Origin of the sequence: Parasulfitobacter algicola, from assembly GCF_013315265.1 — a bacterium.
Classification (GTDB): domain Bacteria; phylum Pseudomonadota; class Alphaproteobacteria; order Rhodobacterales; family Rhodobacteraceae; genus Parasulfitobacter; species Parasulfitobacter algicola.
This window is the reverse complement of sequence record NZ_JABUFE010000004.1, coordinates 273,420-287,477: the sequence shown is the minus strand read 5'-3', so window position 1 is coordinate 287,477 and position 14,058 is coordinate 273,420. Positions and strand designations below refer to the sequence as shown.

Below are 14,058 nucleotides of genomic sequence, written 5' to 3'. Positions count from 1 at the left end.
TGCTAAGCCTTTAGCCTAGAATTTTCAGGGTCCCAAAGCGGTGCATCGGGCTGAACTGTCACTTTATGTTTATGACCAAAAATCTCGACCTCAAGCGCGGTACCCGGCGTTGCAAGATCGGCCCGGACCATGCCCAAACCGATTGACGCATTGATGCGGTATCCCCATCCGCCCGACGTGACTTCGCCCACGATCTGATCACCATGCCAGATCGGTGCCATATGTGGCGCATCGTAATCGCCTGCATCGATGATCAGGGTGACAAAACGACGTTTTGGCCCTGTGTCCTGTTCTGCCTTCAGCGCTGCTTTGCCGGGAAAATCCTGAGGTTTCTCAAGACGGACAAAGCGATCCAGCCCCCCTTCGAACAAGGTATAATCCGTCGATAAATCCTGTTTCCAAGCGCGGTAGCCTTTTTCCAACCGCAAACTGCCAAGTGCATACATACCAATGGGTTTCGCCTCACCCTTCAGCACTGCATCATAGATTGCGGGGATATCCGCCATTGTGGCATGCACTTCCCACCCCAATTCACCCGCATAGCTGACACGCAACAGATGGCATACAGCCCCCGCAACGGTGGCTTTTTGATGCGTCAGCCAGGGCATTGTCAGATCCGCATCAGTCAGCCGAGACAGCAGATCGCGCGATTTGGGGCCACTTATGATCAATGTCGACATCTGATCGGTTTGATCGGTCAGGCTTAAACCCGCGGCAAGATGTGCCTTGAGGTATTCATAATCGTGCCATTGCGCCACGGCGGCGGTGATCAGGGTAAACTCATCCTTGGCATGGCGAATGATCGACATTTCCGTCAGGATGCGACCGCGGCTGTCAGGGAAATAGCCAAGCGTCATACGTCCGACTTTTGGCAATGGCCCCGCGATCAGGCTGCGCAACCATTCTGCTGCCCCATCACCAGACAAAGCAAAGCGGGAAAATCCGGGCAGATCCAAAACGCCCACACCGTTTTGCACGGCTTCGCATTCTTCACGAACACGTTCAGCCCAAGGCCCGTCACGTAGCCATGTTTGTGTAGCGGCTGCAAGGGTATCATCACCGTCGTTGGCGAACCAATTTGCACGTTCCCAACCATTGTAAGCGCCCATCACCCCGCCCATTTCGCGGATTTTTGCATCAATGGACGATAGTTTTTTATCACGTCCCGCAGGCCATTCCTGATGCGGGAAGTGAATCGCGTATTCATGGCCGTAAACTTGCATCCCTTTTTGAATGCAGTAATCCATGTCGGCATGGGCGGTAAAACGGCGCGGATCCAGCGACCAACAGTCCCATTCGGTCTGGCCTTCGGTGATCCATTCGGCCAAAATCTTACCGGCCCCGCCGGCTTGGGCAATGCCGAAGGTATAGACACAAGTCTCAAACGCATTTGGCACACCCGGCATCGGCCCAATTAACGGATTGCCATCGGGTGAATACGGGATCGGACCGTTGATTACCTTGCTTATTCCGGTTTGTGCCAGCAGCGGCACACGAGCCATGGCATCTTCGATGTACCATTCCAGGCGGTCCAGATCATCGGGATACAGCTGGAAACTGAAATCATCTGGCATTGGATCGTCCGGTGTCACCCAATGGGCTTTGCAATTGCGTTCATACGGCCCAAGGTTCAGACCGGTCTTTTCCTGACGCAGATAGTACGAGCTGTCGACGTCACGCAAAAGGGGCAGCTTGCCGCCATTATCCTTGGTCCATTCGGCAACTTCAGAAATTTCATCGGTCAGCATATACTGATGGCTCATTACCATCATAGGGACTTGCCGCCCACCATGGGGGCGAAACCATTCCCCGACGTTCTGCGCATAGTATCCAGCGGCATTCACGATAAATTCGCATCGAATGTCACCCTTTTCCGTATGTACGATCCATTCATCAGCATCACGACTGACGCCTGTTGCGGGCGTAAAGCGCAAGATGCGCCCCCCGGCGTCACGCGCACCTTTGGCAAAGGCTTGGGTGATTTGTGCCGGATCCATATCGCCATCAACCGGGTCCCAAAGTCCGCCTGTCAGATCATGCGTTTCCATAAAGGGATAGGCCGCCTTTAGATCATCCACCGACATTATATCCATGCTCATACCCTGCGCGCGGGCCATGCTACGAACATGTTCAAATTCCTGCATGCGTTCCGTACTATGGGCCAGACGAACTGAACCTGTGACGTTATAATTGATCGGATAATCAACCTTATCTGCAATCTGACGATACAGGTCTGTTGAATAGCGCTGCATATTCATGACCGTCCAATTGGACGAAAACGTGGGAATATTTCCTGCCGCATGCCATGTCGACCCTGCGGTCAGTTCATTCTTTTCCAGCAGAACACAATCAGTCCAGCCGGCTTGTGCCAAATGATACAGGCTGGATGCCCCAACTACACCACCACCAATAATCACCACGCGGGCCGTTGTTGGAAAGTTTTCCATAGGTGTCTGTCCTTAATACACAGGGGGTGAAATGACCCAAACCGCGATGGCCGGGGCATCATACGGATTGGACCAGCGAAAGCTTTGATTGCGGATGCGAAAGGAATCGCCCGTCGCTATAGTAAAGGCCACATTATCCAGCCTGATATCTAATTTCCCGGACACCAGATAAGCCAATTCCTGTGTTTGCCGGAAAACCGGATCAGACTGGTCGGCCCCTGGCTGAAAAGTCGAATGAACGACTTCAAAATTATCGGTCAGATCGGGGGACAACAGCGTTTCAATCAACCCGCCAGCACGTTCGCCAATGATCCGGCGTTGATCGGCCCTTACGATCTTACCCTGCTCATCCGGGGCCGCAGGGCTGATACCAAAGAACAAAGATACAGGAACGCCAAAGATTTGCGCGATGCGTTGCAGGTCAGCATTATCAGGTTCCGAGATATCGCGTTCGATCTGACTAAGCCACCCGACAGATTTGCCAAGTTTTTCTGCCAGAACCTCAAGCGTTATTTTCCGGGATTTCCGGATCGCGCGAAGATCGGCACCAAGTGTTTTCTGCGGTTTCATGGCATTCCGTGAAAAAAAGATAGAAAATTTCACGACATATCGGTAAGAAAGTCAATGATTGAATGAATTGCGCCAAAGCAGTTCAGTACTGCCAGTTACCAACGAATTAGTTGCGGTGGGCACAGTGTTCGGGTCAATCGGGTGCTTCCAGATCAAGTTGAACGGGGCGATAGTTAAATAGCTCAAGCCGGGCTGGTTTTTTATCTGTAGCCAACCGAATAGCGGACAGACTGGCTGGGGCCACCGGGATTATGTTGGCAGGTTGAAGCATAAGATATCGCTGAAGGATCGCACGAATGACGCCGCCATGGCAGACGACCAACAGATTTTTGCAAGGCGTTTCATGCGCCTTTTCGATGACAGCGCAAACGCGGTCAGCAAAATCATTCCAGCTTTCGCCACCCGGCGGGGTTGATGTGCCCGCACGCCAGCCAAGATAGGCCTGCATATCCTGGGCTTGAATGTCTTGGGTCGTACGCCCTGTCCAATCACCCACATCGATTTCGCGCAACTGATCTGTTAGATCAAAATCCTTTGCCCCGATCCGTTTGGCTGTGTCCTGTACGCGCTGTAAATCAGAACTGATGGCGCGGCAGGGTTTGATACTTTCAATCACAGGTCGCAGATTATCTGCTTGTGTCTTGCCCAATTCAGACAGATTAATATCGGCCTGACCTTGCAGGCGATGTGTTGCATTCCATTCCGATTGCCCGTGTCGTACCAAAAGAATGCGCATCAATTGATCCTTTCGCCGTTTGCATCGAACCAGCAATCGGGTTGTGCGGGCAGTTGCATATGGACTGTATCACCGATCCGCAAGGCAGGGGCATTATCAACAATGGCGGTCAATCGAAAATCCTTGTTTAGACCAGTGATCATGGTACGCCCCGCGATTGGGCTGATCTCGACCATTTCCATTGGCAAACTGGTGGGTGTTTCGCCGTCAGCAAGTGTCAGCCGTTCAGCGCGGAACATGGCCAGGCAATCTGCCGCCGGCGGCTGATAGGGCATGTGTTTATCTGCAATCATATGACCGATGCCGTTTTGTATGACCGGGATCATGTTGTTTGGCGGGGTTCCTACGAACGTCGCTACGAATGAGGTTTCAGGGGCATTGATCAGATCATCTGGTGTACCAAATTGTTGAACACGGCCGTCATTCATAACGGCGACATGGGTAGCCATCGTCATTGCTTCGATCTGATCGTGGGTTACATAAACGGTCGTGGCCCCGGTTGCGCGGTGCAAGCGCATCAGTTCTGTGCGCATTTCAACCCGCAGTTTGGCGTCCAGGTTGGACAGCGGTTCGTCAAACAGCAAGACACTGGGCTTGGGTGCGATCGTACGGGCGATGGCGACACGCTGCTGCTGACCACCTGAAATTTCATTGGGGTAGCGGTCAGCCAGATGATTGATATCCAGCATTTGCAAGACTTCGGTCACGCGTGCCAGACGATCTGATTTTGACATGTTTGCCACTTTCAAAGGCCATTCGACATTGCCTTGGACCGACATATGCGGCCACAGTGCATAGGATTGAAAGACAAGTCCCGAATTGCGCTTGGCAGGATCGACAGACCAGTTTTTATCACCGTCCGATACTGTCTGACCCCCAAATATGATCTGTCCCGCACTGGGCAGTTCCAGCCCCGCCAGCATACGCAAAAGGGTGGTTTTGCCACAGCCGGACGGTCCCAAAAGAACCAAAAATGCACCATCCGGAACCGAGATCGAGACATCCTTGACCGCGGCAATATCATTGAATTTCTTAGTCAGATTTTTAATTTCAAGCATGGGTTTTCATCAGTTGTTCAGCCAGGGCTGGGATTTGGATTGAAGCCTGTTTGCGATCAGTGTTGTGACGATCGACAAACTAAGAATAACGACGGTAATGGCATTGGCGAATTGTCCGAACCCTTCTGAGGCATAGCGGTAGGCCACAACCGACAGAACCGGCATTGTGGGTGTGAAAAGCAAAACAACCAACGATAGATCGCGGATAATTTTGACAAAGATCAGAATGCTTCCTGCCGCTAATCCGCGAACGGCCAGTGGCATTGTGATGGCAGTCATACGCTTGACGAAACCAGCGCCGGTTATACGCGCGCTTTCTTCCAGCTCTCCGCCCACTTGTTGAATAACGGCCCGTCCGGTCTGTACCGAAAACGGCAGCAGATAAGCCGTTGCTGCAATCACCAGCAATGCAAAGGTTCCATATAGCGCGGGAAACGGGCCGATCGGCGCGCCCAAGTATGCGATATAAGCAGCCCCAAAGGCAATACCGGGCACAAGAAGGGGCAAAAAGCTGATCTGTGTGATGGCCGCGGAAATAACGCCTTCGCGATATCGCGCCAAGGTATAGGCCGTCAGTAGACCGATGATCATACCGGTAAAGGCAACCGCCAGGCCCAAACTTAGCGTAACACCAAGTGCGCGTAAAATATCGGGGTTATGCACAATCCCTGCGGTGCCTTGTGCGATATTAGGGGTCGATTGACCAATCCAGTAATGCGCTGTCCAGTTTGCGAACAGATCGGATGAAGATGGCGCGAAACTGGACGCAAACAAGACGATAACCGGTACCACAGTTGATGCGGTCAGAATGGTCATGGCGATTGCAAACAGAGGCCAGCGTGCACCGCGCAGATCAAAGCGTTTGGCGCGCCCGCCTTTACCCGTAATCGTGGCATAGGACCTGCGGCCTGAAATGGCCCGGTTCCCTGCCCATAGGAAAATACCTGATATGATAACCAGCATGATCCCGATGACATAGCCGCGTCCGACTTGACCGACCTCGATCATACCGAAAAGCCGGGTTGAAAGTGTCTGCATCCGAACTGGCAGGCCCAGTAGGGCAGGGGTGGCGAAATTCGATACAGCTCCGGCAAAGCACAGCGATCCAGCAGCGACCAGTGCGGGTGTTGTAACGGGCAAAATAACCCCCATCAGGATTTTGCGCCCCTTGGCGCCAGCAATTTGCGCGGCTTCGACCAGATCAGAATTCACCGTTGCCAGTGCTGCGGCAATGATCGTGAAGGCAAGGCTGAAGTAATGCAGCGTCAGTACGATTAGCGTGGGCACGATACCCCAGGCTAACCAGTCGGGGATATCAAGGCCGGACCCTTGCAAAAAACCTACCTGTCCGCCGACGCGGTCATTTCTGAACAATGTGCCCCAAGCCAATGCGGCTGCAAAAGACGGGATCATAAAGGGCAGCGTTGCCATCACACCGATTGTTTTTCGGAACGGTACGTTGGTCATAACGACCAGCCAGGCCAGAAATCCGCCAATAAGTACGCAACCTGTTGAAACGACGACGCCTATCAGTAATGTATTTGTCAGCGGTTTATAGAACAGGTTTTTCGACAATCTGCTTCCAAGCACATCCGACCATGCCTTGATCGTATCGGGCTGCAAAGTGAACAAAACCGTCCGCAGTAATGGCAATACGATCAGCAAAATCAAGATGATCAAGACAGATAATTTCAGAACTGTTCCCGGCCGGAACAGAACGCGTTTACCCTGTATATTCAACGTGGCGTCTGCCATGGTGCGTGTGATCCATTCATCGTTCAAAATTATCAGACCGCGCCGATAAAGGCGCAGCCTGATATTTCAGTTTTATTGCAGTGTCAGGATCAGATCGCCGACTTCAGCCCGGATTTTCGCAGTTTCAACTGGGGCCAGACGCCACGCATTGAAATCATCCAAGGGAACTGCATCGGGATGAGGCACAATGTCAGTACGTGTGACATAATCGCCCGCAACATAAAACGGTGCTAACCCCGGCCCGCCAGTGTCGCTTTCGTCGCCCATCAGAAAATCAATGACCAATCGCGCAGCGGCGGGGTTCTTTGGTTCGGACGCCAAAGCAACAATCGCGGGAAAGATGATACCCGGGGCAGGGGCCACATCATTGGCAACCTGCAAGGCCCAGCCTTCTTCTTCGTTATCACGACGGTCCGAATAGCTGGTGAAACCAATGGGCGGGTTGTCTTGCCCCAGCTTACCAACGGCGGCGTTCACGTCATCTGTCGACCGGACAAGGATCACATCATTGGCAAATAGATCCATGATGAACTTCTCACCTGCGTTCGCGGCGCCGTCCAGATCAATGGCTTGCCCGAATTCGGTCTGATAAGCCTGTGCCATTTGATCTGATTGCAAGACGATTTCTGTCATAAGATCCAGATAATCACCCCGCTGCAGCGGATCGACCATCACCACACGACCATTCCATTCGTCGCGGGTCAGATCCCAAAGACTGTCGACTGGCGCACCATTTGGATTGGCTTCTTCATTATACATCAACACTTTAGTGGACAGACGCTGTGCAAGCAAAGGTGATTTGTATTGTTCATCCACACGATCTGCCACACGTGGCGGCACGTAGGGGGCTATGATGCCTGTTTCAAGTAACTCGGTCAGCACAACGGGCGTATCCGAGATATAGATCACGTCCGCATTCGCAACACCGGCCTGCGCTTCTGCTTTTAGACGGGCGATCTGTTCGGTAGACGAGATATCGAAGCCCTGCAGATCAATACCAGGATAGGCCTGTTCAAACGCAGCTTCTACCTTGCTGATGCGGCTGGTAAAAGAATAGACTGTTACGCTGCCTTCTTGTTGCGCCAAGGGCAGTAAATCGTTTGGCGTCATTTCGTCCAGATGTCCGTCGGCAAATGCTGCCGTAGACAATAAAATACACATCGCGCCAAGGCGCGTTATATTGAGAACCGTCATGTTTTCCTCCTTCAGGTTCGGATGTTTTTATTCAAATCGCTCAATCAGCTGCCCCAATCTTTCTAGCTTTTTCAGCGTGTCTGTCTTGTCGTCTAATCCTGCTGCAATGATCACGGCATTGGTAATGGTCATAGGGATGGTTAGTGTCTGAAACCCATCCGGCGTACCGGATCGTGGGGCCGCCAAAAGGTGATCAGGTTGCGGCACCAGCATCGGGCCGATTGCATCAGCGATAACGATTGTCTTGGCATCTGTTTCGCGCGCGGTTTCTATCAATGGCAGATACCCACGCGGAGATCGGCGAAATGCAAAGATCAAAACAGCGTCATCCGCGCCCAGTTCAAGGGCTTGTTCGGCCAGTGTTCTGGGGTCAGCTGCCAACTTGTGCACCGCCATACCAAAACGTCTGAATCGCTTCAAAGTCATCAGGGCCAGTGTTTCGGCGTTACCATACCCATAAATAAACACCTGACGTGCTGACATAAGTTGTTTTGCGGCGGCATTGATTTGGTCTGGATTTATGAAATCTTCGATCTGGGCAAGGGCCTGCATTTCCTGCAGCGCAAGTGTGCCTAATATTGACTCAGATGTTGCGTTGCTGATTGTTTTCTCAAAACGCGTTGCCGTTTCGCGTGTGGCGATGAATTCATTCCGTAATGCATCGCGAAATCCAGCATAGTTTTCATACCCAAGTTTTCGGGCCAACCGCGATGCCGTCGCTTCGTGAACGCCAACGGTTTTTGCAAGTTCATTGGCTGTGCCCAACGCGGCCGAGGCCGGATTTTCAATCACTGTGCGAATCAACAACCGTTCATTTGGCGTTAGATTCGTAGCCGCATCAGCGAATTTTTCTAGCACAGACACCAACTATTCCCCCAGTCTTGCATATCTAGTGTGCACAAAAAAACAGCAATTGCAATAAAAATTGCAAAAAATATCATTTATGCAAGATAACTAGCATTGAACTATGAAAGGTTTATGACGAAACCAAAATAAGTGAATTATGGTTTTTGGCTTTATAAAGTTGCTGCGCTGGATACATAGGATTATGGGTATTCAACTGAGATACACATAAGGCGTATAAAATGCCCAAACGATCTGATTTTGAATTTGGCGGCGAACGCATTGCGCCGGGAACGCGTCGTACCATTGATCTGCCCGTAAGCGTCTTATCTGATCACACACCGATTACGATGTCTGTCCACATTATCCACGGCCGTTTGGACGGACCGACCGTCTTTGTCAGTGCGGGTATTCATGGGGATGAAATTATCGGTGTGGAAATTGTCCGCAGATTGTTACGTGCCAAAAACCTGAAAACAGTGCGTGGGACATTAATTGTCATACCGATTGTCAATGCCTTTGGGTTTATCAATCATTCAAGATATCTGCCGGATCGGCGTGATTTGAACAGATCCTTTCCGGGCAGTGAAAGCGGATCTTTGGCGTCACGGCTTGCGCATATATTTGTGACAGAAATTGTCGCGCGATGTGATCTTGGTATTGATCTTCATTCAGCGGCGATCCACAGGATAAATTCACCTCAAATCCGGGTATCACCTGAAAATCAGAAAACATTGGAATTGGCCAATGTGTTTGGTGCCCCTATCATCATGATCGCACCGATCCGTGACGGGTCGCTACGCGGGGCCGCAAAACAGCTGGGTAAAGATGTTCTGCTTTATGAGGCTGGCGAAGGTTTGCGCTTTGACGAAATGTCAGTGCGCGCTGGCGTTGCGGGTATTCTTCGAGTTTTGCACCATGTGAATATGATATCAGGCAAAGGTATAGCAAAAGCCAAGGCAAGCCCGATGCTGTGCCCATCAAGCAAATGGTTGCGCGCCCCGATTGGTGGTCTGTTGCGGAACTTTCGTGCAGATGGCGCCCTTGTCAGAACCGGGGATTTAATGGCGCTTGTCTCTGATCCATTCGGAGAGCGTGAACACGAGATTTTAGCGCCCTTTGACGGCATTATCGTTGGGCGTGCGATGATGCCAATCGTCAATGAAGGCGATGCAATCTTTCATCTGGCCCGCGTAAAATCAGTGCAAAAAGCCGAAGGCGCTGTTGAGGATCTGAATGCCCAACTAAACGATGATCCGCTGTTTGACGAAGATGAAATTATTTAGTGAAGCGTCTCATGAAAATAGATGGTCTGTTGCATCCCAGATTAGCTTTGATCCTGTCGCGACCAATAAAACATATGTCAGGCTGAAAAATACCCTTTCGGACACTAGATGATGCGCCCGCACACCCAGCCATGTGCCCAAAAGGGCAACCGGGGCTAACAGTAAATCAGCCAGAAACGTTTGCCACGTAAAGATGCCCAACAGTGCATAGGGGATAAACTTCATGATGTTGATCACCCAAAACACGATCACAGTTGTGGCCTGGTACGTCGTTTTGGGCAGTTTCTGTGATAGCAGATAAATCGCGATCGGTGGGCCGCCTGCATGGCTGACAAAACTGGTAAACCCTCCAACGGCGCCAGTGAAAAAACCAGCAGTTGGTCCAAAGGGTTTCGCACGCGCGCCAACCCAGCTCATGGATTTAGCGCCTTGGTACAACACGAACAGCAGTGACATCGCCCCGATCATAAACCGGAATATATCTGCGTTCGCGATTTGATATATCCAAACAGCGATAAAGATGCCGGGGATTGCCCCGATGGCCAAGCGGCGGGCAATGGACCAATCCCATTTGCCCCAATAGGGCCGCAAGCTGGCCGCGTCGATCAACATCAAAAGCGGTAACATCACACCCAAGGCCTGCCCTGGTGTCAGGATCAATGCAAGAATCGACGCCGATGCAAAAGATGCGCCAGAGCCGAAACCAGCCTTGGACACGCCTGCAAAAATCACGGCTGGTATCGCAAACAGAAAAAACGTGATGTCGAAAGCCATAAGTACCAATTATCCTGTTTTTTCGTTTCCTGAAAGCGCCTTAGCCTATGTTGATGGCATGTAGAAAATATTCTTTGATGTCAGATATGATCTGCCGGTCTTGCGTGTCGCGTCTGCAGGGTCTACCCAACTGCGAACATTCAACTGACCGGAGACAAACCATGGCCAGACCTAAGATTGCCTTGATCGGCGCAGGACAGATTGGTGGCACACTTGCCCATCTTATTGCACTTAAAGAATTGGGCGATGTCGTCCTGTTCGACATTGCCGATGGCACGCCTCAGGGCAAAGCTTTGGACATTGCAGAATCGGGCCCGTCCGAAGGCTTTGATGCCAATATGGCTGGCACAACTGATTATGCCGATATTGCAGGTGCCGATGTTTGCATCGTGACCGCCGGTGTGCCGCGCAAACCGGGGATGAGCCGGGACGATCTGTTGGGGATCAACCTAAAGGTCATGAAATCGGTGGGCGAAGGGATCCGCGACCATGCGCCAAATGCGTTTGTGATCTGTATTACGAACCCTTTGGATGCGATGGTCTGGGCGTTGCGCGAATTTTCTGGTCTGCCGCATGAAAAAGTCGTTGGCATGGCGGGCGTATTGGACAGTGCGCGGTTCCGCCATTTCCTGTCGCTGGAATTCGGTGTATCGATGCGCGATGTGACGGCCTTTGTGCTGGGTGGGCATGGTGATACAATGGTGCCATTGGCGCGATATTCGACCGTGGCCGGTATACCTTTGCCGGATCTTGTGCAGATGGGTTGGACCACACAGGAAAAACTGGATGCTATCATTCAGCGCACCCGTGATGGCGGCGCCGAAATTGTGGGTCTTCTGAAAACCGGATCAGCCTTTTACGCCCCCGCAACCAGCGCGATTGAGATGGCCGAGGCCTACTTGAAAGATCAAAAACGTCTGCTGCCTTGTGCGGCTTATGTAGACGGCCCATTTGGTCTGAAGGGAATGTATGTCGGCGTGCCAACAGTGATCGGGGCAGGGGGTATCGAAAAAGTTGTCGACATCAAGCTGAACAAAGATGAACAGGCTATGTTCGACAAATCCATTGATGCGGTCAAAGGCTTGGTTCAGGCTTGTAAAGGAATTGATGACAGTCTGTCTTAAAGCGAAGATGTTGACATGTTTGATACAAATTCGATTAGTCAATGACTGACGAAACAGTCTCAAGTCAGGGTTTTGTGCTTGCAGCAAGCGGTGCGGATTACGTGCCGTTTGCTTTCCAGGCCGCGCAAAGTTTGCGCGATGTTCATCCCGATACGCCAATTGATCTTTTTACGGATATTGAATGTGCCGACACGGGGCCGTTTGACCGAATTGTTCCACTTCAGCGCTCATGGTTTCGCCCTAAACTAGAAGCGCTTCGCCGGTCGCGCTTTGACCGGACCATTTATCTGGATACGGATATATTTGTATTGGCAGATATAACGGACGTTTTTGAAATTTTGCTGAAATTCGATATTGTTGGTGCGCACAATGAAAAACGAAGTGGTACCCGAGGCATAAATATATGGAATGAAAATATCCCTCCAGCATTCCCTCAGATTAATGGCGGTGTTCTTGGGATCGCAAAATCTGACAAAACCGATAAATTCATTCGTGATGTCGAAGATGCATTGATGAATCATGGATTAAAGCAGGATCAGGTCCCAATACGAGAACTACTTTGGAACGGTGATTTGCGCCCTTGGGTTTTACCTGTTGAGTATAACGTTATGAGTACGAGGCTGATAGAAAATATGCGGCCCAGAAAGCACACGGCACCACGTTTGCTACATCTTCAAGGGTTTCATAGGCACCTTAGGAAAGATGTAAAACAACAGCAGAATTTGGGTGATATTTTGCCATCGCGTCATATTTCCAAACTTCAAAAATTACTTGCGCAGGATCGTACATTAACAGGGCGGCGTTATGTTGATCTTTCGATACACAAAAAGACCATTTTTCAAAAACTATCTGCTATGTTTGATAAGCTATAAAAATGACAGTGAGTTTATAATTTAACGCAGTGTACTCAAACTTGAAATGAATGATTCTATTGCAGATCGATTTTTGTGATCACACGTGAAATTACTGTGATCACAAATTGCGGTTTTTGACTTGTTTGGTTGAAAATACGTTTAACCATATGCATTTCTTGTGCTTAATGAACCAAATCGCAACCAGACGGGACAGTTTCCATGAACATCCATGAATATCAGGCAAAAGCTTTGCTGCGCAGCTATGGCGCTCCGGTTTCGGACGGGCGTGTGGTTTTAAAAGCTGAAGATGCAAAAACAGCTGCAGGTGAAATGGATGGTCCGCTTTGGGTGGTCAAGGCTCAGATACATGCCGGTGGCCGCGGAAAAGGCAGCTTTAAAGAGGCCGACGCGGGCGAAAAGGGCGGTGTGCGCTTGACTAAATCAGTCGCAGAGGCCGCTGATGAAGCTAAAAAGATGCTGGGCCGTACATTGGTCACGCATCAAACGGGTCCGGCAGGTAAGCAGGTCAACCGCATTTACATCGAAGACGGCTCTGGGATTGAAACAGAGTTGTATTTGGCGCTTTTGGTAGATCGCCAAACCAGCCGTATTAGTTTTGTCTGCTCGACCGAAGGCGGTATGGATATTGAAGAGGTCGCAGCGGAAACACCTGAAAAACTTCTGTCCTTCAGTGTAGATCCTGCCACGGGATATCAGGGCTTTCATGGCCGTCGCATCGCGTTCATGCTAGGCTTGGAAGGTCAGCAGGTGAAGCAATGTGTCAAGCTGATGGGCACTCTTTACCAAATGTTCGTTGAAAAAGACATGGAGATGCTTGAGATCAACCCTTTGATCGTTACGGATAAAGGCGATCTGAAATGTCTAGATGCCAAAGTCAGTTTTGACGGAAATGCGCTTTATCGTCATCAAGATATTATGGCCCTGCGGGACGAAACGGAAGAAGATCCCAAAGAGCTGGCCGCATCAAAATTCGACCTGAACTATATCGCGTTGGATGGTGAAATCGGGTGTATGGTTAATGGTGCCGGTCTGGCGATGGCCACGATGGACATTATCAAGCTATATGGTGCCGAGCCTGCTAACTTTTTGGACGTGGGTGGCGGGGCTACCAAAGAAAAAGTGACTGAAGCGTTCAAAATCATTACGTCCGACCCTCAGGTAAAGGGCATTTTGGTTAACATCTTTGGTGGGATCATGCGCTGTGACGTGATCGCCGAAGGTGTGATTGCAGCGGTCAACGAAGTTGGACTGCAAGTTCCCTTGGTTGTCCGTCTGGAAGGTACGAATGTCGAAAAAGGCAAAGAGATTATCCGCAATTCTGGACTGAATGTGATTGCTGCTGATGATCTGAAAGATGGTGCTGAAAAAATCGTGAAAGCTGTCAAAGGCTAATCGG

Annotated in this window: 12 protein-coding genes; 4 read left to right on the top strand and 8 right to left on the bottom strand. The window is 50.7% G+C overall.

The features are described 5' to 3' along the window. Positions 1-2: 2 nt before the first annotated feature. From HRQ87_RS09695 to HRQ87_RS09665, 7 genes are all read right to left on the bottom strand, one after another. On the bottom strand, positions 3-2,447 hold the full coding sequence (locus HRQ87_RS09695; protein ID WP_174137721.1) for a GcvT family protein: 2,445 nt from the start codon (positions 2,445-2,447) through the stop codon (positions 3-5). 12 nt (positions 2,448-2,459) lie between these two features. Then, the gene (locus HRQ87_RS09690) at positions 2,460-3,017 is read right to left on the bottom strand and encodes a helix-turn-helix domain-containing protein (protein ID WP_174137719.1); all 558 of its coding nucleotides are present in this window, start codon (positions 3,015-3,017) and stop codon (positions 2,460-2,462) included. A gap of 133 nt (positions 3,018-3,150) precedes the next feature. Further along, on the bottom strand, positions 3,151-3,753 hold the full coding sequence (locus HRQ87_RS09685) for a histidine phosphatase family protein (RefSeq protein WP_217430425.1): 603 nt from the start codon (positions 3,751-3,753) through the stop codon (positions 3,151-3,153). Next, positions 3,753-4,811, bottom strand: a complete 1,059-nt coding sequence (locus tag HRQ87_RS09680; protein WP_174137715.1) for an ABC transporter ATP-binding protein — start codon at positions 4,809-4,811, stop codon at positions 3,753-3,755. Before HRQ87_RS09680 ends, HRQ87_RS09685 begins: the two co-directional genes overlap by 1 nt. Before the next feature lie 9 nt (positions 4,812-4,820). Then, on the bottom strand, positions 4,821-6,566 hold the full coding sequence (locus HRQ87_RS09675; protein WP_174137713.1) for an ABC transporter permease: 1,746 nt from the start codon (positions 6,564-6,566) through the stop codon (positions 4,821-4,823). A 72-nt stretch (positions 6,567-6,638) separates the two neighbouring features. Further along, complete coding sequence (locus tag HRQ87_RS09670) at positions 6,639-7,760, bottom strand: ABC transporter substrate-binding protein (RefSeq protein ID WP_174137711.1); 1,122 nt, start codon at positions 7,758-7,760, stop codon at positions 6,639-6,641. A gap of 27 nt (positions 7,761-7,787) precedes the next feature. Further along, the gene (locus HRQ87_RS09665; RefSeq protein WP_174137708.1) at positions 7,788-8,624 is read right to left on the bottom strand and encodes an SIS domain-containing protein; all 837 of its coding nucleotides are present in this window, start codon (positions 8,622-8,624) and stop codon (positions 7,788-7,790) included. 221 nt (positions 8,625-8,845) lie between these two features. Here HRQ87_RS09665 and HRQ87_RS09660 point away from each other — a divergent pair, with 221 nt between their 5' ends. Beyond that, positions 8,846-9,889, top strand: coding sequence for a succinylglutamate desuccinylase/aspartoacylase family protein (locus tag HRQ87_RS09660; RefSeq protein ID WP_174137706.1), 1,044 nt, complete (start codon positions 8,846-8,848; stop codon positions 9,887-9,889). Positions 9,890-9,898: 9 nt separating this feature from the next. Here the strand turns inward: HRQ87_RS09660 and HRQ87_RS09655 are convergent, their stop codons facing one another. Then, positions 9,899-10,663, bottom strand: coding sequence for a sulfite exporter TauE/SafE family protein (locus HRQ87_RS09655; RefSeq protein WP_174137704.1), 765 nt, complete (start codon positions 10,661-10,663; stop codon positions 9,899-9,901). Between the two features lie 161 nt (positions 10,664-10,824). Here HRQ87_RS09655 and mdh point away from each other — a divergent pair, with 161 nt between their 5' ends. The 3 genes from mdh (at position 10,825) to sucC (ending at position 14,054) form a co-directional block, all read left to right on the top strand. After that, positions 10,825-11,787 (top strand): malate dehydrogenase, encoded by a 963-nt coding sequence (gene mdh, locus HRQ87_RS09650; RefSeq protein WP_174137702.1) that lies wholly within the window; start codon positions 10,825-10,827, stop codon positions 11,785-11,787. A 131-nt stretch (positions 11,788-11,918) separates the two neighbouring features. After that, positions 11,919-12,659: a glycosyltransferase family protein gene (locus HRQ87_RS09645; RefSeq protein WP_174137700.1), complete on the top strand. Its 741-nt coding sequence runs from the start codon at positions 11,919-11,921 to the stop codon at positions 12,657-12,659. A gap of 201 nt (positions 12,660-12,860) precedes the next feature. Further along, positions 12,861-14,054, top strand: coding sequence for an ADP-forming succinate--CoA ligase subunit beta (gene sucC / locus HRQ87_RS09640; RefSeq protein ID WP_174137698.1), 1,194 nt, complete (start codon positions 12,861-12,863; stop codon positions 14,052-14,054). Positions 14,055-14,058: the final 4 nt, after the last annotated feature.